Origin of the sequence: Stenotrophomonas maltophilia group sp. Smal13 (genome assembly GCF_030236855.1) — a bacterium.
Lineage (GTDB): Bacteria > Pseudomonadota > Gammaproteobacteria > Xanthomonadales > Xanthomonadaceae > Stenotrophomonas > Stenotrophomonas maltophilia_A.
In genome coordinates this window covers 21215-43244 of sequence record NZ_JASJSQ010000040.1, presented here as the reverse complement: position 1 = coordinate 43244, position 22030 = coordinate 21215, and the positions used below count along the sequence as shown (strand labels likewise).

The 22030-nt window shown below is 66.7% G+C and carries 22 protein-coding genes and 2 tRNA genes; 18 read left to right on the top strand and 6 right to left on the bottom strand.

Annotated features, from left to right (window positions below):
• Positions 1 to 136 precede the first annotated feature (136 nt).
• Positions 137 to 469, bottom strand: coding sequence for a hypothetical protein (locus QRO95_RS14345; protein ID WP_285302849.1), 333 nt, complete (start codon positions 467 to 469; stop codon positions 137 to 139).
• Between the two features lie 182 nt (positions 470 to 651).
• On the opposite strand from QRO95_RS14345, the gene QRO95_RS14340 reads away from it, so the two are divergent.
• Positions 652 to 792, top strand: coding sequence for a hypothetical protein (locus tag QRO95_RS14340; protein WP_165929929.1), 141 nt, complete (start codon positions 652 to 654; stop codon positions 790 to 792).
• Positions 793 to 824: 32 nt separating this feature from the next.
• On the opposite strand, the gene QRO95_RS14335 is transcribed toward QRO95_RS14340, so the two are convergent.
• Both QRO95_RS14335 and QRO95_RS14330 read right to left on the bottom strand, forming a co-directional pair.
• Positions 825 to 1109 carry a hypothetical protein gene (locus QRO95_RS14335; RefSeq protein WP_032128898.1) on the bottom strand — a complete coding sequence of 95 codons (285 nt, stop codon included), beginning with the start codon at positions 1107 to 1109 and terminating at the stop codon, positions 825 to 827.
• Positions 1110 to 1139: 30 nt separating this feature from the next.
• The gene (locus QRO95_RS14330; RefSeq protein ID WP_285302848.1) at positions 1140 to 1907 is read right to left on the bottom strand and encodes a MipA/OmpV family protein; all 768 of its coding nucleotides are present in this window, start codon (positions 1905 to 1907) and stop codon (positions 1140 to 1142) included.
• A 145-nt stretch (positions 1908 to 2052) separates the two neighbouring features.
• On the opposite strand from QRO95_RS14330, the gene QRO95_RS14325 reads away from it, so the two are divergent.
• The 12 genes from QRO95_RS14325 (at position 2053) to pgsA (ending at position 15620) form a co-directional block, all read left to right on the top strand.
• Entirely contained in the window at positions 2053 to 2724 is a 672-nt protein-coding gene (locus tag QRO95_RS14325) for a response regulator transcription factor (protein WP_032128900.1), read from the top strand.
• A 1-nt stretch (position 2725) separates the two neighbouring features.
• Positions 2726 to 4078, top strand: coding sequence for a HAMP domain-containing sensor histidine kinase (locus QRO95_RS14320; protein WP_285302847.1), 1353 nt, complete (start codon positions 2726 to 2728; stop codon positions 4076 to 4078).
• A 58-nt stretch (positions 4079 to 4136) separates the two neighbouring features.
• Positions 4137 to 6536 carry a DNA internalization-related competence protein ComEC/Rec2 gene (locus QRO95_RS14315; RefSeq protein ID WP_285302846.1) on the top strand — a complete coding sequence of 800 codons (2400 nt, stop codon included), beginning with the start codon at positions 4137 to 4139 and terminating at the stop codon, positions 6534 to 6536.
• 3 nt (positions 6537 to 6539) lie between these two features.
• The gene (locus QRO95_RS14310) at positions 6540 to 7202 is read left to right on the top strand and encodes a MotA/TolQ/ExbB proton channel family protein (RefSeq protein WP_019337175.1); all 663 of its coding nucleotides are present in this window, start codon (positions 6540 to 6542) and stop codon (positions 7200 to 7202) included.
• Between the two features lie 3 nt (positions 7203 to 7205).
• Positions 7206 to 7628: a biopolymer transporter ExbD gene (locus tag QRO95_RS14305; protein ID WP_032128903.1), complete on the top strand. Its 423-nt coding sequence runs from the start codon at positions 7206 to 7208 to the stop codon at positions 7626 to 7628.
• Positions 7625 to 9373 (top strand): lipid A export permease/ATP-binding protein MsbA, encoded by a 1749-nt coding sequence (gene msbA, locus QRO95_RS14300; protein ID WP_032128904.1) that lies wholly within the window; start codon positions 7625 to 7627, stop codon positions 9371 to 9373. Before QRO95_RS14305 ends, msbA begins: the two co-directional genes overlap by 4 nt.
• Positions 9373 to 10392 (top strand): tetraacyldisaccharide 4'-kinase, encoded by a 1020-nt coding sequence (gene lpxK, locus QRO95_RS14295; protein ID WP_285302845.1) that lies wholly within the window; start codon positions 9373 to 9375, stop codon positions 10390 to 10392. The genes msbA and lpxK overlap by 1 nt, the downstream gene beginning before the upstream one ends.
• Before the next feature lie 74 nt (positions 10393 to 10466).
• Positions 10467 to 11240: a 3-deoxy-manno-octulosonate cytidylyltransferase gene (gene kdsB, locus QRO95_RS14290; protein WP_032128906.1), complete on the top strand. Its 774-nt coding sequence runs from the start codon at positions 10467 to 10469 to the stop codon at positions 11238 to 11240.
• Positions 11237 to 11725 carry a low molecular weight protein-tyrosine-phosphatase gene (locus QRO95_RS14285; protein ID WP_285302844.1) on the top strand — a complete coding sequence of 163 codons (489 nt, stop codon included), beginning with the start codon at positions 11237 to 11239 and terminating at the stop codon, positions 11723 to 11725. The genes kdsB and QRO95_RS14285 overlap by 4 nt, the downstream gene beginning before the upstream one ends.
• Positions 11722 to 13134, top strand: coding sequence for a hypothetical protein (locus tag QRO95_RS14280; protein WP_285302843.1), 1413 nt, complete (start codon positions 11722 to 11724; stop codon positions 13132 to 13134). Before QRO95_RS14285 ends, QRO95_RS14280 begins: the two co-directional genes overlap by 4 nt.
• Positions 13131 to 14975: an excinuclease ABC subunit UvrC gene (gene uvrC, locus QRO95_RS14275; protein WP_285302842.1), complete on the top strand. Its 1845-nt coding sequence runs from the start codon at positions 13131 to 13133 to the stop codon at positions 14973 to 14975. Before QRO95_RS14280 ends, uvrC begins: the two co-directional genes overlap by 4 nt.
• Before the next feature lie 18 nt (positions 14976 to 14993).
• Positions 14994 to 15620 (top strand): CDP-diacylglycerol--glycerol-3-phosphate 3-phosphatidyltransferase, encoded by a 627-nt coding sequence (pgsA, locus tag QRO95_RS14270; RefSeq protein ID WP_012510614.1) that lies wholly within the window; start codon positions 14994 to 14996, stop codon positions 15618 to 15620.
• A gap of 75 nt (positions 15621 to 15695) precedes the next feature.
• Here the strand turns inward: pgsA and QRO95_RS14265 are convergent, their stop codons facing one another.
• Positions 15696 to 15983 (bottom strand): hypothetical protein, encoded by a 288-nt coding sequence (locus QRO95_RS14265; protein ID WP_285302841.1) that lies wholly within the window; start codon positions 15981 to 15983, stop codon positions 15696 to 15698.
• Positions 15984 to 16093: 110 nt separating this feature from the next.
• Here QRO95_RS14265 and QRO95_RS14260 point away from each other — a divergent pair.
• Positions 16094 to 16169: transfer RNA gene (locus tag QRO95_RS14260), tRNA-Gly, on the top strand.
• 137 nt (positions 16170 to 16306) lie between these two features.
• On the opposite strand, the gene QRO95_RS14255 is transcribed toward QRO95_RS14260, so the two are convergent.
• Positions 16307 to 17011, bottom strand: a complete 705-nt coding sequence (locus QRO95_RS14255) for a hypothetical protein (RefSeq protein ID WP_132809762.1) — start codon at positions 17009 to 17011, stop codon at positions 16307 to 16309.
• Between the two features lie 515 nt (positions 17012 to 17526).
• On the opposite strand from QRO95_RS14255, the gene QRO95_RS14250 reads away from it, so the two are divergent.
• Together QRO95_RS14250 and QRO95_RS14245 are read left to right on the top strand one after the other, a co-directional pair.
• Positions 17527 to 18633, top strand: a complete 1107-nt coding sequence (locus QRO95_RS14250) for an NAD(P)/FAD-dependent oxidoreductase (protein WP_285302840.1) — start codon at positions 17527 to 17529, stop codon at positions 18631 to 18633.
• A gap of 115 nt (positions 18634 to 18748) precedes the next feature.
• Positions 18749 to 18824, top strand: a tRNA-Gly gene (locus QRO95_RS14245).
• 67 nt (positions 18825 to 18891) lie between these two features.
• Here the strand turns inward: QRO95_RS14245 and QRO95_RS14240 are convergent.
• Complete coding sequence (locus QRO95_RS14240; protein WP_050509834.1) at positions 18892 to 19239, bottom strand: hypothetical protein; 348 nt, start codon at positions 19237 to 19239, stop codon at positions 18892 to 18894.
• Between the two features lie 190 nt (positions 19240 to 19429).
• Here QRO95_RS14240 and QRO95_RS14235 point away from each other — a divergent pair, with 190 nt between their 5' ends.
• Both QRO95_RS14235 and QRO95_RS14230 read left to right on the top strand, forming a co-directional pair.
• The gene (locus QRO95_RS14235) at positions 19430 to 20893 is read left to right on the top strand and encodes an efflux transporter outer membrane subunit (protein ID WP_285302839.1); all 1464 of its coding nucleotides are present in this window, start codon (positions 19430 to 19432) and stop codon (positions 20891 to 20893) included.
• The gene (locus QRO95_RS14230; RefSeq protein ID WP_285302838.1) at positions 20890 to 22029 is read left to right on the top strand and encodes an ABC transporter permease; all 1140 of its coding nucleotides are present in this window, start codon (positions 20890 to 20892) and stop codon (positions 22027 to 22029) included. The genes QRO95_RS14235 and QRO95_RS14230 overlap by 4 nt, the downstream gene beginning before the upstream one ends.
• The last annotated feature ends 1 nt before the right edge of the window (position 22030 follow it).

Genomic DNA, 22030 nt, shown 5'->3' with positions numbered 1-22030 from the left:
GGTAGGGGTCACAGGTTCGAACCCTGTACCGCCCACCACCTGGCTCCCGGCATTGCCGGTGCAGCGGTGGATCACGACGGAAGCCGGCCTTGTGCCGGCTTTTCTCGTTTCAGGCATCGATCACGGTTCCATATGGTCAGCGTTGCACGACCAGGTCTTCGATGCTGATCATCCGCTGCAGCTTCCAGTGACCGTCCACGCGCTCCCAGAGCTGGGCGACGCGAACCGTCGCACCACGCGTGGGCTGGGCAACGCCGGGTTCGTGTTGCAGGGGCTGGTTGGCCAGCCTCAGGACCCGGTCCTGGCGCAGCCGGTAAAGCAGCAGGGAGGGCGAACCGCAATCCTTGCGTACGACGTCCGGCTGCTGGGTTTCGGCAAGCAGGATCTGGCTGCGAAGGGCCTCTTCAGTGGGCCCGTTGCCAGCGCCGAACAGGCTGGAGAGCAGCAGCATCAGGGCAAGCATCGGCATGGCACGGTGCTCCAGCGGGAAAGTGCACGCAGGCTGGCATGACATGTGGGGTGCTGCAGCCGGCCTGCGACGAAGGCCGGAATTGAACCGCCAAAGGCGGCCGGGGGGCGATGAATCCGGGCCGAGCAGGCGTAGACTCCGGTCTACCGCGCAATCGCGCCGTCACTGCAAGGAGCTGCCGCATGAGTGATCACGTTCCGGTTTCCCGGCCCAATCCCATCATCGAACTGCTGTTCGGCGGCAACATGCTGGAGGGTACCTTCAAGGCGGTGATCTGGGTGGCCCTGCTGGCGGCAGTGCTGGCGTGGACCACGTTCCGCTGAGTCTTCCCGCTGCCTGCGTCGCAGGCCTGCGCTCAGGCGCTGAAGGCCTGGCGCAGGCTGCGCAGCGTGGCCTGGCGATGTTCCTTTGCGGTCGCTTCGCCCATCTCCAGTTCCTGCAGGCGCAATCCCACCAGCGTCATCGACAACGCGTAGCCGCGTGCCGCATCGGCAGCACGCGAAAGGCCCAGTGCGCGGCGCGTCAGCGCGTTCACGTGTTCCAGGTCGGGCAGCAGCCCCAGGTAGACGCGCTCGGCGCTGTCCAGGTCGGGGGCACGCAGGATCGCGTGCGCTTCAGCAGCAGGGGAGACGGAGGCCATGGGGGGTCCTTGTCCGTTGCGGGCGCTCGATCAGAACGAGCGCATCAGGGAAACGAAGGCCGACGTCTGTGTACCGCGACGGGCCATCGGGCTGTCCTTTACTGCATCGCCGAACCACTGGTTGGCGACGACGCCGGTCGCGCGCCACTTCGTGCCCAAGGGCGTGCTGACTGCGATCTGCAGGCTCGGTGATGTCGCGCTGCCCGGGTTGTAGGCGGCAAGTCCCGAGCGCAGCGCTTCTTCGTCGGTGATGCCGTAGTAGTAGTCGAGCAGGCGCGCACTGGAGTGCACCACGCCGACCTTGGGCACCCAGGTGAAGCGACCGGCCTGGATCGGATAGCTGTAGTGCAGGCGCGACTCCATGCCACCTCCGTGCCCGGTGACCTCGCGCATCACGCTGGCCTCGACGATGCCCCAGTCGGCGCTGTACTCACCGTTGATGCCGGCCATGGCCGACATCTGCCGGCTGTGCAGGCGACGCAGCTGAGGATCGTTCACGTCGTCGGTCTTGAAGCGCAGCGTGTAGGGCGTGACAGCCGCCGACAGGCGCAGGCCCCCGCGCTTGTACAGGTACATGCCCAGCGAGCCCGGGCTGGCGAAGAAGCGCTCGCCCTGCCAGGCAATGGACGGTACGACCAGCGGCTTGACGTCGTAGTGGGCGTACGCCCCCGAGGTCGCGCCGGCACTGATACCGGCCTGCACGCCCGGGTTCCGGTCGGCGGCGTGGGTGATCAACGGCAGGCCGATGGCAGCGGAGAACAGCAACGGGCGCAGCAGGGTCGGGGACAGCGACGGCATCGATCAACCACTTTGCGGGGGATGGCTGTGCATGGTGCGGGTACAACATTGTCAGAACATTGCGCCTTCGCAACTGGCACACGAAGACGCCCAAACCTGGCGCCAGGCACTATGATCGGCACCGTTTCCGGTAGCCGAGCCCCTGATGCGCATTCTCCTGGTCGAAGACGATCCCGATCTGTCCCGAGCCCTGCAGTCGGGCCTGGAGCGGCAGGGCGTGGTCGCCGACGTGGTCGGCAGCCTGGCCGAAGCCGCGGTTGCGCTGCGCGAGCCGGTGCATCAGCTGATGCTGCTGGACCGTCAGCTGCCCGATGGCGATGGCGTGGCTTTCGTCGCCACCGCACGCGCGCTGCGCCCGAACCTGGCGGTGATCATGCTGACGGCCAAGGGCAGGTTGTCGGACAAGGTCGAGGGCCTGGATGTCGGTGCCGACGACTACCTGGTGAAGCCGGTGGCGATCGAGGAGCTGATGGCGCGGATCCGTGCTGTCTCGCGGCGGCCCTCTGCCATGGTGACACCGAGCCTGCATCTGGGCCGGCTGGAATTCGACTTCGAATCGCTGCAGGCACAGGTGGAGGGCCAACCGCTGGCGCTGCCGCGGCGCCAGGTGCTGGTACTGCAGGCACTGGCGATGCGCCAGGGGCGCACGGTCACCCGCACGGCACTGGAGGCCGCGGTGTACGGCTTCGACGATGAGATCCAGTCCAATGCGCTCGATGCGCACATTTCCAAGCTGCGCAAGGCGCTGCAGCAGGCCGGGGCGGGCGTTGAAATCCATGTGATCCGGGGCGTCGGCTACCTGCTGGCGGAGGCCTGAGATGGCGCGTCCGACACGTCCGATCCGTTCCATTACGCTGGGGTTGGCCTGGCGGTTGTTCCTGGCGCAGGCCTTCACCGTGCTGTTCGCCGTTGTTGCGCTGATCCTGACCTGGGGCGACAAGGACACCTGGGGCATGGACATGTTCATGGCTGAAGCCGTGGCCAAGGCCGTGCATAGTGAAGGCGGGCGGTTGGTGCTGGACCAGGCGCGCTGGAACAAGCTCGACGCCGAGGCCGGGGGCAACCTCTGGTTCGCGGCGGTCGACGACAAGGGTGTCTGGCTGGAACGCGGCACGATTCCGGCGATCCACGCCCCGCTGCTCGCGCGCCTGCCGACGTTGGGTGCCACCGAACTCGGCTCGCTGGTGCCGCCGTACCTGGACGTGGCGCGGGTCATGATCCGCAAGGAGGACGGGCGGCGCATCACGGTGATGGTGGGTGGGGCGCCGAAGGGCGGGTTGCTGGACGGTGCGCTGATGGTGCTGCGCCTGATCGGGCTGTGGTTTTTCCTGCCGCTGATCGTGATCACGCTGCTGGTCATGCCGACCGTGATCCACCGCGCGATGCGCGGCGTGCGCCGCTCCGCACAACAGGCCAAGGAGCTGGATATCGGCCAGCCGGGGGCGCGTCTGGATGCGCAGCTGGTGTCGACCGAGGTCGCACCGCTGGTGGAAGCCTTCAACGACGCGATCGACAAGGTGCAGCAGGGGTATGCCGCGCGTGACAAGCTCCTCGCCGATGCCGCGCACGAACTGCGGGTGCCGATTGCAGTGGTGCAGGCGCGCCTGTCGCAGTTGCCGCAGGGCGAGCTGAAGTCGCAACTGCTGACCGACGTGGCGCGGCTCGGTAACGTTGCCGAGCACCTGCTTGACCTGCAGCGACTTGATCGTAATGTCGGCGCACTGCAGCGGCTGGATCTTGCGTTGCTGGTGCGCGAAGCGGCCGCCGATCTGGCGCCGCTGGTGGTGGGTGCCGGTTACGGCTTCGAAGTGGATGCACCCGAGATGCCAGTGTGGATCCATGGCGACAGCCTGGCGCTGGGGCGGGTGATCGCCAACCTGGTGCACAACGCCATCGTCCACGGTGGCGGACGCGGCACCATCTGCGTGCGCCTGGATGCACGTGGCCTGCTGGAGGTCAGCGACCAGGGCGCCGGTATTCCGGTGGGCGACCGTGAAGCGATCTTCGAGCCGTTCCATCGTCTGCGCGCAGCGGGTAGCGGCAGTGGCCTGGGCCTGCATCTGGTGAAGGAAATCGTGCAGCATCACGGCGGTTCGGTCAGTGTCGGCGAGGCGTCCGGCGGCGGTGCCAGCTTCCGGGTCAACTTCCATCGCGGTAGCGTCCGCCGCTGACGCCAATACGGGCTAAAGCCCGATAGGCACGCTGCTGCCCGGGCGGCAGGCTGGGGTGATGGTCGCCGAACGATCCGCTCCACCGCTGTTTGGCAGTGGTTGTGCCGCCGGTCTGGTGCTGGGTGCGCTGGCCTGCGTGCAGCTGCCGGTGCTGCCGCCGCTGTGGCTGTGCATGCCGTTGGCCCTTGCCAGCGCCACAGGCTGGATCGTGCCTTGGCGCGGCCGCGCCTGGACGGCTGCGCTGTTCGGCCTGTCGTGGGCGGCATTGCACGGACACTGGGTCCTGCAGGGCCAGCTTCCACCCGGAGGGCCCGCGCAGGACGTGCAGGTCCTTGGCCGAGTGGTTGATCTTCCACACAGTGGCCCCGGCTATACCCGTTTCGTGTTGAAGGTCGACGAGGCCGATGCGCTGCCCTCGTTGCGTGGAAAGCGCCTGCAGGTCACCTGGAACGACCCGTGGCGCGGATCGCCAGCGCACCAGGCGGAGGGCGGGCGCCACGCGGTTCGTGCGGGATCACATTGGCAGTTGTCGTTGCGCGTGCGCGCGCCACGCTCGCGGATCAATCCTGGCGGCTTCGACGGCGAACGCCATGCATTGCTGCGCGGTATTTCCGGCAATGGCACGGTGCGCGACCCCGGCGCTGCGCGTGAGCGCGCGCCTGCGCAGGGCCTGCCGGCCTGGCGCGAGCGCAGCAGTGACGCCATCGCAACGCAGGTGGCACATCCTGCCGCGCGGTTCGTGCAGGCCCTGGCACTGGGCGACACGCGCGGCCTGTCCGATGCCGATTGGGAGCACCTGCGCGCGCTGGGCCTGACCCATCTGGTCGCCATTTCCGGTTTCCACGTGGGCGTGGTGGCTGGCTTCGGTGTACTGCTGTGTCGCGTGTTGTGGTGGCTATGCCCGGTGCTGGGACGGTTCTTGCCTCGGCCGCAGGCGGCGGCATGGGGCGCGGCGCTGGCCGCAACCGTCTATGCAGTGGCCGCCGGCGGCGCGCTTCCAACAGTGCGTGCGGCGCTGATGATCGGGCTGGTGGCACTGGCCCGTGCCGGGCGTCGCCCGGTGGGTGCGGGGCAGGGACTGGCCCTGGCCGCGATGGTGATGCTGCTGCCGGCGCCGCTGTCGGTGCTGTCGGCCGGCTTCTGGCTCAGCTTTGGGGGCGTGCTGTGGCTGCTGTGGTGCCTTCCACGAACCGGGCCGGACGGCGTCGGTGGGGGCCTGCGCGGCTTTCTGGCCGCCCAGGGCGTGGCCAGCCTCGGCCTGTTGCCGCTGTGCGTGGCCCTGTTCGGCGGCACCGCGCGCTTGGGGCCGCTGGTCAATCTGCCGATCATTCCGTGGTGGACCCTGCTGGTGGTGCCGTTGTCGCTGCTGGGTACCGGCCTGCACGCGTTGCATGATGGCGCCGGGCGCTGGGCATGGCGCGCCGCCGCCTGGCTGTTCGAGCTCAGCTGGCAGGCCCTGCAGCCACTGGCGCTGCACCCGCAGGCGATGTGGTGGCTGGCCGAGGCACCGCGCTGGGCGGTGCCGGCGGCATTGGCGGGGGTGTTCTGGTGGCTGCTGCCACGTGGCGCTGGCGGTGGCCTGGCAGGCCTGCTGCTGTGCCTGCCGCTGCTGTGGCCCGCCCGGCATGCACCGGCTGAAGGCGAACTGGAGCTGCTGGTGCACGACGTAGGGCAGGGCACCGCGGTGCTGGTGCGTACGGCGAGGCACGCACTCTGGTACGACGTGGGGCCGCCGACCGGCGGCGACGGCAACGAACGCATTCTGGTCCCGGCCCTGCGCGCGCTCGGACAGGGGCCGCCGCAGCAGGCGATGCTCAGCCATGACCATCTTGATCACACCGGCAGCCTGCCGAGCCTGCGAAGGCAGCTGCCCGGGCTGCAGCTGCTGGCGCCACCGGGCAGCACCATCGCCGGCGCTGCGCCCTGCCAGCAAGGGATGCAGTGGCAGTGGGACGGAGTTGATTTCCAGGTCCTGCACCCGGCACCGGACAGCCGCCAGGCCGAGAACGAGGACAGCTGCGTGCTGCGCGTCGCCAGCCGTCACGGCGTGGTCCTGCTGCCTGGCGATATCGGCCGCCCGGCCGAGCAGGTGCTGCTGCAGGCGTCTCCGGCAGCACTGAAGGCGGATGTGGTGCTGGTGCCGCACCATGGCAGTGGCGGCAGCTCCAGCGCGCCGTGGGTGGCCGCCGTGGCGCCACGGCTGGCGGTGGTCTCGGCCGGGCACCGCAACCGCTTCGGGCACCCCCGCCAGGACGTGGTCCAGCGCTGGCAGGCGCAAGGGGCCGAGGTGCTGGCCACGGCCGATTCCGGGGCGATCCGCATATGGCTTGGCGCACAAGGGCTGCAGCTGCGTGAACAGCGCATCCACGCATCCCGGTGGTGGGATGCCGCTGGGCGGGCGCGGTCGGCTGCTATCCTATCGCCGATCGAACAAGCGGCCGTTGGGCCGGAGGGTTGAAACGTGTGGGAACTGGTCAAGGCCGGTGGCTGGCCGATGGTGCCGCTGCTGCTGTTGGGCGTACTGGCTTTGGCGATCATCCTGGAGCGTTTCTGGTCCCTGCGACGTACTGAAGTGCTGCCGCCCGGCCTCGGCCAGGAAGTGCGCAACTGGGCGGCACGCGGCAAGCTCGACCCGGCCCACCTGCAGACCCTGCGGGCGAACTCGCCGCTGGGCGCGCTGCTGGCCGCCGCGCTGGAAGCGCGCAACCGTCCGCGTGACCAGATCCGCGAGCGCATCGAAGACACCGGCCGCCACCTGGTGCACCGCATGGAGCGTTTCCTCAATGCGCTGGGCACCATCGCATCGGCCGGGCCGCTGCTGGGCCTGCTGGGTACTGTGATCGGCATGATCCAGATGTTCCTGGGCATCCTCGACCATGGCGTGGGTGATGTGAACCAGCTGGCCGGTGGTATCGGCAAGGCGCTGGTGTGCACCGCCACCGGCATGATCGTTGCCATTCCAGCACTGATGTTCCACCGCTACTTCAAGGGCCGCATCCATGGTTATGTGGTAGAGATGGAGCAGGAAGCCAGCGCGCTGCTGGATACGCTGGATGGCCGCCCCGGCGTGATGAACCCTGCCGCTGCCACGCGCCCGGCCGGCGCGGCCACGGCGAAGGCCTGATCGATGCGTATCGGCAACGACCGATCCCAGGATGAGCCGCATATCGACCTGGTGCCACTGATCGACGTCATCCTGGTGCTGATCATCTTCTTCGTGGTCACCACCACCTTCGATGCGCGCTCGACACTCCAGGTGGAGCTGCCTACGGCCAGCCAGCAGCCCAGCAATGAGCCGCCGCGCTCGTTGAGCGTGCTGATCAACGCCGAAGGCCGCTACTTCATCAATGACCAGGAAGTGCTGCGCAGCGACGTCGAGTCGGTCAAGCAGACCATCGCGGCCGTTGCCGGCAGCGACCGTACCCAGCCGGTGCTGTTGCGTGCCGATGCCCGCACGCCCTATCAGGCCGTGGTGACCGCGCAGGATGCGCTGGGTCAGCTCGGCTTCCGCCGTATTGCCATTGCAACAGCACCCGAGGTGCGTCCATGAGTTCCAAACACGCGCCGGTGTGGCCGATCTACAAACGTCTGCTGGGATACACCCGTGCCTACTGGGGCATGATGGTCGCCGCCGTCATCGCCATGGCGGTGGAGTCGGTAGCCGGCTACCACTTCACCAAGCTGATGGAGCCGCTGGTCAACCGTGGCTTCGTCAATCCCGAACCGAAAATGGCGGTGATCCTGCCGCTGACCATCCTTGGCCTGTTCCTGATGCGCAGCGCCGCCACCTGGGTGAGCGACTACGCGCTGGCCAAGACCGGTCGCAGCGTGGTGCGCGACCTGCGTGAACAGGTGCTGGCCAAGTACCTGCACCTGCCGTCCTCGCATTTCGATACCGAATCGACACCGGTGATGGTCAGCCGCCTCAACTTCGATACCGAGCAGGTTACCCAGGCCAGCGCCGATGCGCTCAAGACCGTGGTTGCCGACACCCTGACCATCATCGCCATGCTGGCGGTGATGCTGCAGATGAGCGTCAAGGTGACCGTGGCCATGCTGGTGGTGGTGCCGATGATCGGCGTGATCGTGTCTTACGTGGGCAAGCGCTACCGGCGCATCAGCCGCGGTATCCAGGACGGCATGGGCACGATGGCGCAGACCGCCGAGCAGTCACTGGCGGCCCAGCAGGAAGTGAAGGTGCACGGCACCCAGCAGCATGAGATGTCGCGCTACTCGCGCCTGGCCAACCGCATGCTGGCGCTGAACATGAAGGTGGAAATCACCCGTGCCGGTGCCTCCAGCGTGGTCCAGTTCCTGGCCGCGCTGGCGCTGGCGGTGATCGTCTGGGTGTCGACCCGCGAAGCACTGGCAGGGCGCCTCAATGCCGGCCAGTTCATGGGCCTGATGATCTCGATGACGGCGATCATCCCGTCACTGCGCCGCCTGACCAGCGTGCAGTCCTCGATCTCCCGCGGTGTGTCCGCCGCCGAGCGCCTGTTCGACATCCTCGACATGCCGGTCGAGCGCGACGAAGGCCGCAACACGGTGCAGCGCGTGCGTGGCGAACTGGCCTTCGAGCACGTCATGCTGCGTTACCGCGAAGACAGTGGCATCGCCCTGGACGACATCAGCTTCGTGGCCAAGCCGGGTACGGTCACCGCCATCGTTGGTCGATCCGGCAGCGGCAAGACCAGCCTGATCCGGCTGGTGCCGCGCTTCTACGAACCCAGCGGCGGGCGCATCACCCTCGACGGGGTGGCACTGGACGACTATCCGCTGGCCGACCTGCGTCGCCAGGTGGCGATGGTCGGGCAGAAGGTCATGTTGTTCGACGACACCATCGGCGCCAACATCGCCTATGGCATGGACGCGACGGATGAACAGATCCGAGCGGCAGCTGAAGCCGCGAATGCCTGGGAGTTCATCGCACGCATGCCGCAGCAGCTGCAGACCCCGGTGGGCGAGAACGGCGCGCTGCTGTCCGGTGGCCAGCGCCAGCGCCTGGCGATCGCCCGTGCGATCCTGCGCGACGCGCCGATCCTGATCCTCGATGAAGCCACCGCAGCGCTGGACAACGAATCGGAGCGCCTGGTGCAGGACGCGCTGCAACGATTGATGCCCGAGCGCACCACGCTGGTCATCGCGCATCGCCTGTCGACCATCGAGCATGCAGACCAGGTGCTGGTGATGGACCACGGTCGCATCGTCGAGCGCGGTACCCACAAGGAGCTGCTCACCATGGGTGGCCTGTACCAGCATCTGCACAGCATGCAGTTCCGCGAAAGGCAGGACTGATGGCCGGCAAGGGTACCCAGACCCCGCCGTACTGGTACGACGGCACCCCGGTTCCGTGGGCGATGCGCCTGCTGGCGCCGCTGTATGCCGGCGTCACCGCGCTGCGCCGGCGCGCCTATCGGCGTGGCTGGCGCAAGCGCTACACGCTGCCGGTGCCGGTCATCGTGGTTGGCAACATCACCGCCGGTGGAACTGGCAAGACGCCGCTGACCATCGCGCTGGTGGAGCGCCTGCGTGCCGCCGGTTGGAAGCCGGGCGTGGCCAGTCGTGGCTACGGCCGCGAAGATGCCGACAAGCCGCTGTGGGTCAAGGCCGATACGCCGACCGCCAAGGGCGGTGACGAGCCGGTGCTGATTGCCTGGAAGACCGGCGTGCCGGTGCGCGTGGACAGTGATCGTGTTGCAGCCGGCAAGGCGCTGATCGAGGCCGGCTGCGATGTGATCGTCTGCGACGACGGCCTGCAGCACTACCGGCTGGCACGCGACATCGAGATCGAGGTGGTCGATGCGCAGCGCCGCTACGGCAATGGCCGGATGATCCCGGCCGGGCCGCTGCGCGAACCGGTCAGCCGTGCCAGCGAATGCGACTTCCGTGTAGTGAATCTGGGTCAGGCCGACGAAGAGACCGCGACGCAGGCCTGTGGCTTCGGCCAGTGGCCGATGGCCCTGCACATCGACAGCGCACAACCGCTGGCCGGTGGCCGTGCCCGTCCGCTGTCGTATTTCAAGGGTCAGCGCGTGCACGCCGTGGCCGGCATCGCCCACCCGCAGCGCTTCTTCGACATGCTGCGCGCGCGTGGCATCGGCGTCGTGCCGCACGCCTTCGCTGACCATCAGGCCTATCAGCCGCAGGACCTGTCCTTTGGCAGCCAGCTGCCGGTGCTGATGACTGAAAAGGACGCGGTGAAATGCCGCGCGTTCGGCAATGACTGGCACTACGCGGTCCCGCTGCGCGCCGAGCTGCCTGCCGCATTCTGGGTGGCGCTGACCGACCGCCTGGACAAGCTGCGACCGAACTGAGTGGCGCGGCGGCGCTTGCATTCATGCGCCGCCGGCCGCATTCCCGTTGTAACGAGCCTGCCGAGTACCGCCCCATGACCGAATTCGTCGTCGCCATCCCGGCCCGCTATGCCGCCTCGCGGCTGCCGGGCAAGCCGCTGCGCCCACTGGGCGGTGAGCCGCTGGTGCTGCACGTGGCGCGTCGCGCGCTGCAGGCCGGTGCCGGCGAGGTCTGGGTCGCTACCGACGATCAACGCATTGCCGACGCACTGTCCGGCCTGGCCGAAGTGAAGGTGGCGATGACCGCCACCTCGCATGCCTCCGGTACCGACCGCCTGGCCGAGTGCGCGCGCATCGCCGGCTGGGCCGATGACACCGTCGTGGTCAACCTGCAGGGCGACGAGCCGTTCGCGCCGGCGGCGGGTATCCGCGCGGTGGCCCAGGCACTGGTTGAAGGCAATGCGCCGATGTCGACCCTCGCCACGACCGTCGAAGACGCGCATACCCTGTTCGACCCGAACGTGGTGAAGCTGGTGCGCAACGTGCGCAACGAGGCGATGTACTTCAGCCGCGCCCCGATCGCCTGGCACCGCGATGGCTTTGCACGCAGCCGTGACACGCTGCCGGCCGGTCACAACTGGCTGCGCCACATCGGCATCTACGGCTATCGCGCCGGTTTCCTGCAGCAGTTCGCGGCGATGCCGCCGGGCCAGCTGGAGCAGATCGAATCGCTGGAACAGCTGCGCGTCCTGGAAGCGGGTTTCCCGATCAGCGTGGCGATCTCGCCCGAACCGTTCCCGCCGGGCATCGACACGCCCGAGGACCTGGAACGCGCCGAAGCATTGCTGCAGACGCTGGCTGCCCGATGAAGCTGCTGGTCGTCTGCCTCGGCAACATCTGCCGTTCGCCGATGGCCGAAGGTGCGCTGCGTGCCCGCTTGGACGCTTCGCCGCTGGCTGGTCGGGTGCAGGTGGATTCGGCCGGCACCGGCGACTGGCATGTGGGCGAGCCACCGGACCGCCGTGCGATCGCCTGCGCGGCCGGGCATGGCGTGGACATCGGCGGCCTGCGCGCGCGCCAGCTGCAGGTCGCGGATTTCGACCGCTTCGACTGGATCCTGTGCGCCGATGAGGCCAACCTGCGCGATGCGGGTCGCCTGGCCACACCCGCCCAGCGCGAACGCCTGGCGCTGTACCTGCCGTGGTCCGGCGGGCGGGGCAGGGGTGCGATCCCGGACCCGTACACCGGCGGCAGTGAGCATTTCGAACAGGTCTGGACATTGGTCGACGATGCTGCAAAACGTGCCGTGGCACGACTGTTGCATGACGCCGACTCCGGCATAATCGGGCCATGAACGTCCAGCCCGTCCCGGACCTGCCCGAGTTCGCCACCTGGCTCAACGCCACCCCCTGCACCCTGACCGAACTGCGCGGTCGGCCGGTGGCGCTGTTGTTTGTCAACGCCGCCTCCGCCTGGAGCGCGCAACGCCTGGCCGAGTTCGGCCAATGGCTGTCGCGCCACCCCGGCAAGCTGCAGCCGCTGGTGCTGCAGGTGCCGCGCTTCGATTTCGAACGCGAGGCCGGCGCCGCATTGAAGCTGCTGCGTCGCCAGGGCCTGACGATGCCGGTGCTGCTTGATGCCGACTGGGATGGCTGGCGCCGCTTCGGCATCACCGCCTGGCCGACCCTGGTGCTGCTGGATGCGCAGGGCCGCGAACAGCAACGGCTGGTCGGGCAGGGCGCCCCCGGTGAGCTGGAGCGTGCCTTGAGCGCGCTGTGCGAAGGCGCACCGTCGGCGCCGCCGCGTGGCGGCAGCGAACTGCACCCGGAACCCCGCCAGGCGCTGCGCTTCCCGCTGGGCCTGGCAGTCAGTACCGAACGCCTGTACATCGCCGACAGCGGCCATCACCGCATCCTCGAATGCAGCCATGGTGGCCGCATCCTTCGCCAGTTCGGGCTGGGCACCGCCGATTTCATGGACGGCAACCTCGCCGAAGCCGCGTTCCACCGCCCGCAGGCGCTGGTGCTGGAGCGCGATTCGCTGTACGTCGCCGACACCGGCAACCACGCGGTGCGTCGTATCAACCTGCTGACCGGGATCGTCGATACCCTGTGCGGCAACGGTCGTCCCGGTGCACCGATGGAAGGGCCGGTCGCGCAGGCGCGGCAGGTTGCGCTGGACCATCCGGTCGGCCTGGCCATCGCCGACAATCAGCTGCACATCGCCATGGCCGGCGACAACCGCATCTGGAGCTACCACCTGGGCCAGCGCAGCCTGCAATGGCGCGCGGGCAGTGGTTCCATCGACGAGCGTGATGGCAGCGGGCATCTGGCCGCCTTCGCCCAACCCACCGCGTTGGCCGTGGTGCAGCAGGTGCTGTACGTGGCTGATGCGTTGGGATCTTCAGTGCGTGCACTGCAGCTGCGCGGCGACCTGGTGCAGACCCTGGTCGGGCAGGGGCCGTGGCGCTTCGGCAGCGAAGACGGTCCGCGTTCGGACGCCAGCCTGCAGTTCCCACAGGCGATCGCGCTCAGCCCGGATGCGCCGCTGTTGTGGATTGCCGATACTGGCAACGGCCGCCTGCGCACGCTGCGCCTGGGCGGTGGCGAACTGACCACCCAGCCGTTGCCACGACGCCTGCATGGCCCGGCGGGGTTGGCGGTAGGCGCCGGTGCGGTGTGGATCGCCGAGACCGACGCCCATGCCGTGCTGCGATTCGACCCAGACAGCGGCGTGCTCAGCGAAGTCCCGATCAGCGAATGACAGACGTTTCCGCCCCGGCCTTCGACGGCAAGGCCTTCGCGGCCCAGCTCAGTACCGCCCCTGGCGTGTACCGCATGTACGCCGCCGACGACACGTTGCTGTACGTGGGCAAGGCGCGCGCGCTGCGCAACCGTGTCGGCAGCTATTTCAACGGCAGCCCGAAGAACGCGCGGATCATGTCGATGATCTCGCAGATCACGCGCATGGACGTGACCGTGACGCGCTCGGAAGCCGAGGCGTTGCTGCTGGAAAACCAGCTGATCAAATCACTGTCGCCGCGTTACAACGTCTCGTTGCGCGACGACAAGACCTATCCGCACGTGCTGCTGACCCGAGAGGACTGGCCGCGCATCGCGCTGCATCGCGGTCCGCGCGCCATTCCCGGCCGCTACTTCGGGCCGTATCCAGGCGTCACCGCAGTGCGCGAAACGCTGAACCTGATGCACAAGCTGTTCAAGCTGCGCAGCTGCGAGGACAGCGTGTTCCGCAACCGCTCGCGGCCGTGCCTGCAGTACCAGATCGGTCGCTGCAGCGCGCCCTGCGTGGAGCTGGTGCCGGCGCCGGACTACGCCGAATCGGTGCGCCGCGCCGCACTGTTCCTGGAAGGCAAGAGCGACGAGCTGACTCGCGAACTGGGCGAGCAGATGCAGGCCGCCAGCGAGGCACTGGAGTTCGAGCAGGCCGCGCGCCTGCGCGACCTGATCTCCTCGCTGCGCAGCATGCAGACCCGCCAGTACGTGGATGGCCGTGCCGCCGATCTGGATGTGCTGGCGGTGGCCATGCAGGGTTCGCAGGCCTGCGTGCTGCTGCTGGCTTTCCGCGATGGCCGCAACCTCGGTACCCGCCCGTTCTTCCCACGCACCAACGGTGAAGAAAGCCCGGAGGAAGTGCTGGCCGCGTTCGTCTCGCAGTACTACATCGAATTCGAGCCGCCGCGCGAGATCCTGCTGGACCGCGAGATTCCCGATGCCGACCTGCTGGTCGCCGCGCTGTCAGCCTCGGCCGAGCGCAAGGTGCAGCTGAAGTGGAACGTGCGTGGCGAACGCGCCGGCTATGTGGAACTGGCCAGCCGCAACGCGCAGCTGACCCTGGCGACCGAACTCAACAGCCGCAACGCGCAGCACGCGCGCAGCGATGCACTGCGCGACATGCTGGGCCTGGCCGAGCCGGTCAAGCGTGTTGAATGTTTCGATATCAGCCACACCATGGGTGAGGCCACCGTGGCCTCATGCGTGGTGTTCGACGCCGCCGGTCCGGTGCGCGCACAGTACCGCCGCTTCAACATCAGCGGCATCGAGCCGGGCGACGACTACGCCGCCATGCGCCAGGCCATCGACCGCCGTTTCCGCCGTGCGGTGGAAGAGCAGGGCGTGCTGCCGGACGTGCTGCTGATCGACGGCGGCGCCGGCCAGTTGGCCCAGGCCCAGGCCGCGCTGGCCGACCTGGGCGTGGAAGGCGTGTTGCTGGTGGGCGTGGCCAAGGGCGTGGAACGCCGCGCCGGCCACGAAGCGCTGGTGATGCCCGATGGCCGCGAGCTGCGCCCGGGCGCGGCCAATCCGGCGCTGCAGTTCATCCAGCAGGTGCGCGATGAGGCGCACCGCTTCGCCATCACCGGCCACCGCGGCCGCCGCCAGAAGGCGCGGATGACCAGCAAGCTGGAGGACATCCCTGGTATCGGGCCGCGCCGCCGCGCCAGCCTGCTCAAGCATTTCGGCGGCCTGGTGGGCCTGAAAGCCGCTGGCGAAGCGGAAATCGCCAAGGTGGAAGGCATCAATGACGCCCTCGCGGCACGTATCTACGCTAACCTGCACGGGTTGGCCACGCCTGATGCGGCCGAGTAGAGAGAGAAGCACGCAAGCATGAAGTTGACCCTGCCCACCTGGCTGACGTTGTTGCGGATCGTGATGATCCCGGTGCTGGTGCTGGTGTTCTACCTGCCCTACACCTGGACCAACTTCGCTTCGGCGGCGATCTTCGGCCTGGCCGCGATCACCGACTGGCTCGATGGCTGGATCGCACGCCGCTACCAGCTGGAATCGGCCTTCGGCGCCTTCCTCGACCCGGTCGCGGACAAGCTGATGGTGGCGGTGGCGCTGTTCCTGATCGTGCAGGGTCACCCGACGCCGTGGATGGCGTTCTGGGCGGCAGTCATCGTCGGCCGTGAAATTGCGGTATCGGCGCTGCGCGAATGGATGGCCGAGCTGGGCCAGCGCGCCAAGGTGCGCGTGGCGATGATCGGCAAGGTCAAGACCACCGCGCAGATGGTCGCGCTGCTCTGCCTGCTGTATTCGGTGGCACCGAACGTGCCGGTGGAAGACATCTGGATGGGCTGGCCGGTGTTCCACATCGGCGACTGGACCCTGGCGATCGCCGCGGTGCTGACCCTGTGGTCGGGCCTGCAGTACCTGCACGCCGCCTGGCCGAGCCTGCGCGATGACGAGCGCGCTGCGCGCGAGCGTGCGCGTCAGAAGAAGCTGGGCAACTGAGCCCCGGGGTCGGATCCCTTTCCGCAGGAAAGGGCTCTGACCCCATCGATGCGCCTATCCACGCATGGCGTGGATCTACTGGGGTATGCCGTCTTCGACATGTACATGCTCCATTGATGCACATGTGAACCCTCCGATGAAGAGGGCTTCGCGTTGCTCTGGGCACTTGGGCGTGAAGGTGCCCAAGCGTAGCGCCCAGTCGTACGCGCCTTCGTTCAATGGATAGCAAGTCAGTACGCCTGTCAGGGAGTGCTTGGCCGCCCATGTCAGTCCCGACTCCCGGCTGACGAAGACACCTCCGGCGAAGCGCGCGCCTGAGCCGTGGAAGACCCAGATGCCAGGGATTTCGGTGTTGATGTTCATCTCCTTGGTAGATCCACGCCATGCGCGGAATCAACATTTCGGTGACTTCGTGAGGTCCCGGAAAAAGCACTTGACGCCATTTCCAGAACAGGTAGAATTTCGCCTCCCAAGCGGGAATAGCTCAGTTGGTAGAGCGCAACCTTGCCAAGGTTGAGGTCGCGAGTTCGAGTCTCGTTTCCCGCTCCAGATTCAAGAGAAACGCTCCCGCAAGGGGGCGTTTTTCGTTATGGGCCATCAAAGTGCCCTGAGGTGATTTCGACCTGGGTCTGAGAGTTGCTCGATGTGGTGGGCCCCAACATCCGGCCTGTCAGGCCGGTCGATCATCATCGCGCACGAGACTTGGCCCTTGGTTCGCGAGGCTTGGTGTCCTCCAGAAAAATTTTCATCCATGCATCCATGACTCTGAAGACGTCGATGTCGAATTCTGGAGTTGCAGGATTCTCGTGCCACCAGATCAGGCCATCTGAATCGCCATGGCTGTCGGCGTTCACTGCGACATAGTCTCCGCCACCATTCGAAAGTACGGTGATCCAACTTGCCGCAAAAGAGTCGTCTGCCTCATCGATCAGTTCGGAGACCCGTGACTGGTCACCAAGGCGTTGCGGGCCCATAGAGCGCGCAGGAAAGAAGGTATATCCGTCGTGCACTTCGCGATAGAAGTCCTGCAGTCTTCTGGGCAGATGCTTGAACTCGAAGGTCTCTTTGGCTTCACCTTCGACGGGCTTTCCCCCTACGTAGTAGTAGAGACCATCTCCGTCGTGAAAGATGTACGCCAATTCAACTTCACCACCTAGTAGCAGTACTGTGCCCAGCAGGCAGTCGTTGAACAGTGCAATTGTCGATGGGAATTCATTGGAGAATGAGCTCCAGCCAGCAGGAAAGACCGGGGCGACGTCGGGCCTGAGTCCGAAGTTCTCCCAGCTTCTGGGCAATGCGACATCTTGAGGTACATCATCGAGTGAAAGACATACCTTGTGATGGGGGAATGTATTGCCAAGGTCCTTGGCAATGTCATCAAGCGTAGTCATGTAATTCTTCCTGCTGCGACCCGAAATAATTTCCTGTAAACCAATCGTCCTGCTGATCGATAAATCCGGCTGTCTCGAAGTTTTGAATAAGCATCTGCTCGGCCTCTTGGCAGTGCGCTCATTCCGAATGGCTTGTCGTACGTTGCTATGCTGGGCGGAAAGGGGCCATACAAATAGTCCGAAAAGACGCAGCAAATGCCCATGTTCGAATCTAATGTGACCAGGACATTTCCGGGCGACGAGGAGGGGCCTGTCAGCCTTTGGAACAGTGCCAGTCCTCCGACGCAGATCGGTCGATGCCGGAGGGAATAGACCAGTTGGTAGAGCGCAACCTTGCAAGGTTGAGGTCGCGAGTTCGAGTCTCGTTTCCTGCTGCAGATTCAAGAAAAGCGCTCCCGAAAGGGGGCGTTTTTCGTTTGCGTCCAACGCGCTTCATCCCCACTTCACCGCCACCCCATCGCCTCAACACGCGCATTGGCGAAGCTGCATCTTCGTTCCAATCCGGTGGTGTCGCGATGCCTCATCAATCCTCGGCCTACGATCACGACGTGGTCATCGTCGGCGCCAGTTTCGCCGGTGCCGCCTGCGCGTTGGCCGCTGTCCAATATGGACTGCGCGTGTGCGTACTCGAACGCAAGGCCGACCCCGGCGAGCGCCTCCACACCACCGGCATCGTGGTGAAGGAAGCGATGGAGCAGACCTGGCTGGGGCGCACGCCCGAACACCTGGTGCAACGCGTTGCCAATGTGCGTCTGTATGCGCCGAACCTGAGGAGCGTGCTGCTGGCAGCACCGGGCTATTACTTCCTCACCACCGATACGCCGAACCTGATGCGCTGGCTGGCCAGCGAGCTGCGCGCGAATGGTGTCGACCTTCGCCTGCAGCAGTCCTTCACCGACGCCCATCGCAGTGGTGACGGCTGGCTGGTGGAAGGGGGAGGGCGGTGCGCCTACCTGGTCGGCGCCGATGGCGCGCGCTCACGCGTTGCCCAGCGCACCGGCCTCGGCCAGGTGCGTGACAACCTCTACGGCGTGGAACGTGAGTTCGCCGGTCTGCAGTTGCCGCAGGGTGACGCACTCCATTGCTTCGTCAGCAAGCGCTTTGCACCGGGCTACATCGGCTGGGTCGCGCAGAATCCAACCGGCCTGCAGGTGGGATTGGCGCTTCGCCATGACCCGAATCAGGTACGCCCGCCTGATATTGATGGCTTCCTTGAGCACGTACGCGATGTGGTCGGCATTCCGCCTTCGGCGCGTCCCTCGGCTACCCGTGCCGGCCTGGTGCCTTGCGGCCGGCCGGATGGGCCGTTCACCGGCCAACGCGTGATCCTGACCGGCGACGCGGCGGGCATCGTCTCGCCATTGTCCGCCGGGGGCATCCACTCCTCGTGGCGGCATGGCTGGGCGGTCGGCGAGGCGATTGCCCGCCATCTGCGTGGGCAAGGGCCGGAAGCGGAACGGGTGGCGCGGCAGGTGGCGCCGGCATTCCATGGCAAGCGCCTGCTGCGCTGGGCGATGGATCATCTGCAGGCCGACTGGCCGCTCAACGCACTGCTGCACACGGCGACCACGCGGCGCATCGCCGAGCAGGTCTACTTCCATCGCCGTGGCCTGCGAATCTGAGGTATCGGTCCTGGGGGCCTGAACGCCGCCCCACAATGCACGCGAAAATTCCTGTTGACGCCGTGCAGCAATATCGACACAATAGCGCTCCTTCGACGCAGGTCGAACGGAATCTGCGGGAATAGCTCAGTTGGTAGAGCGCAACCTTGCCAAGGTTGAGGTCGCGAGTTCGAGTCTCGTTTCCCGCTCCAGATTCAAGAAGAACGCTCCCGCAAGGGGGCGTTTTTCGTTTGTCACACCGGTTGCACCACCGCCGCGCTAGCGTGCCTTGCCGGGCAGGGCGCTGCACCAGGTCCGGGCATCCTGCCGGTGGAAACCGGGGCAGCGGTTGTCCTGCGGGATGTAGACGTAGGGAGCGTCATCTTCGTAGGTGAAGTGGTAGTAGTAGGTCCGGTCCTTCCCGTACAACCAGTAGTTCGACGAGCCCTGGTTGATGGCATACGGCTCGAACGTGAAGATCGAGGATTCGGCGGGAATGAAGTTGCTGCGCTCCATCAGTAGCAGCGTGGCGTTCGAGACCAGTGGGGTGGTCAGGACGAGCACGATCACACCGACAGTCGCTGTCGTGATCGAGCCAATCAGCAGCCAGCGGCGAGGGCGTTTCACGGTCGGGCAGCATCGAAGCAAGACAATGCCGCAATGTGCAATACGCTGTGAAAGTCGTCCAGTGTTCCGTGCCGGGAACGCATTGAAAGCGTAGTGAAAGACTGGGTCGGCGTTGCCTGAACCGCACGCGTGCTGTGACCTTTTTCGGACGATTTCTCCATGTTCGCTCCACAATCGCACGGTAGCCTTCATGCTCCTTCTACACGTTGGCGGGCTGGTGGTCAGGCGTATCACTTCAGTGGCAGTGCCCAAGGCCGGGCACGGACTCTCCCTGCATGCAGTGCTGCGCCCTGGTGCGTTGTTGGCAAGCCTGGCCCTGGCCGGTTGCATGTCGGTGCCTGTTCCGGACCTGCCTGACCGCACGCCCAGCACCTGGACCCAGGTGCCGCAGGGCCAGGGCGTGGCAGTGGATGCCAGACAGTGGTGGAAAGTGCTGTCCGACCCGGCACTGGATGGCCTGGTCGACCAGGCCATCGCCGGCAATCTGGACCTGCAGCAGGCTACGCTGCGCCTGCAGGCCGTTCGGATCGTCGCCGGCACTTCCGACTCGCGTTTCCTGCCGGAAATCTCGGCCAGCGCCAAGCAGGTGCAGGACGCCGCCGCCGTCGATACCTACTTCCATGCCGGCATCGAAGCGATCTGGGACCTGGGCCTGTTCGGTGCCGCCGAGAGCGCGCAGCTGAGCGCGCAGGCTTCGGCCGGCAATGCCGAGGCGCTGCGCGATGCCGCACAGGTCGCGGTGATTGCCGACGTGGTGCGCAGCTATCTGGACCTGACCGTGGCACAGGCCCAGCAGGACCTGCTGGCCCGGCAGCAGACCGTGGATGACCGCGGCGAGCACCTGGCCCTGGTCCGCCAGCGCCTGCGCCTGGATGAGCCTGGCGAACTGGATCGCCTGCGTGCACGCCAGGCCGCGACCCGCGCCGCCATCGCACAGGCCCGGGAAAACGCTGACAACGCGGCTCGCGCGCTGGCATTGCTGCTGGGCCGCGATGGCCCGGATCCAGTCTGGCGCGCCTATCGCACGCCGCCAAAGCTGGGTACGTTCTCGCTGCAGCAGGTGCCGGCGGATCTGCTGCGTCATCGCCCGCAGATCCTGTTGGCCGAAACGGAGGTGATGCAGGCGGCGGCCAGCAAGGGCTCCGCACGTGCCGCGATGTATCCGCGGGTCAGCCTCGGCGGCTCGATCCTGTACGCGTACAACCTCACCCAGAACGCCCGCTCCAACTCCGACTCCAGTCCCTCGATCGGCCCGTACATCGATATCCCGCTGTGGGATTGGGGCCAGCGTCGTGCGCGCTTCAATGCCGATGAAAAGCAGCTGGATGCCGCGCTGCTCGGCTACCGCAAGGCGGTACTGGAAGGCGTGAGCGAAGTGGAGGGCGCGCTGGGCAGCCTGGCGCGCCAGGACAGCAGCATCCAGTCGCTGCGTGCGGCCAATGATGCCGCCGGCCAGCAGGTCAAGCGCCAGGCACGGCAGGTGCAGCTGGGCCTGTCCAGCGAGTTCGATGGACTGGATACGCAGCGTGCCGCGCTCGCCTCGCAGGCTGATCTGATCGGTGCGCAGGGCGCACGCGTGCTCGCGTTTGCTTCGCTGTACCGCGCGCTTGGCGGTGCACCGCTGCCGGCTGAGGGTGAGGGCGAACAGCAATGATCGCGCTGGCCCGCAAGACTCTGGCCTATGAGTGGCGCCGGTTCCTGCCGGTGGTACTGGCGATGTGTTTCGCTGGCGTGCTGCTGATCGTGCAGGCGGCGCTGGTGCTGGGTATCTTCGGTACCGCCGCGATCTACGTGAAGGCGTCATCCGCCGATATCTGGGCCGGCTTTCCCGGCACCCAGAGCGTGAACTACGGCCATGCAATCAGCGCGGATGTGGAAAGCCACCTGCGCATGGACCCCGAGGTCACCCGCGTCGAACCCTACGAATGGGTCGATGGCGAATGGCGTTCCAGCGCGCAGGGTACCGGTAACGTGTCTGTGTATCTGTCCGGCATCTCCACCCAGGACGACGCGATGATGTTCGCGCGCATCCTGCCCGCCGACCTGCGCGCGCAGTTGCGCGAGCCGGGTGCGGTGATCGTCGACAGCGCCGATCTGGATACGCTCGGCGTGGACCTGCAGAACAACCGTGCCTGGATCAATGGCAAGGCCGTGCGCGTGGTTGCCGCGCAACCGGGCCTGCGTGGCCTTGGTGGCGTCAACGTGCTGGCCTCGCTGGATACTGCGCGTGCCATCGCCGGTACCGACCCACACGAGGGCAGTACCTACTTCGTGGCTGGCCTGCGCTCGCCAGACCTGGCCGATCGCGTACGTGATCGCCTGGCCGCGTCAATGGGCCAGGCCACGCCGGTCGAGTTCTGGACCGCGCCGGAATTTGCCAGCCGCTCGCAGCAGTACTGGCTGTTCGACACCGGTGCCGGCATCGCGGTGTTGTTCATGGCCGTCATCGTCTGCTTCGTCGGCGCGGTGATCACCAACCAGTCGTTCGCGTCGGTGGTGGCTGGCTCAGTGCGCGAGTACGCCACGCTCAATGCACTCGGTGCAGGTCGCTATGCGCTGGCACGGGTGGTGTTCGAGCAGGCGTTGCTGATCGGCGGCGTGGGCATGTTGCTGGCGGCGGCCTTCAGCACCGTGGTGCTGCTGATCGCGCAGACCCAGCGCGTTCCGGTGCAGCTGACACCGATGGTGATCCTCGGCTGCGTGGCGCTGGTCGCGGTGATGGCCATGCTGTCGAGCATCATGGCGGTACGCAGTGTCGTTCGCTCCGATCCATCGTTGCTGCTGCGTTGAG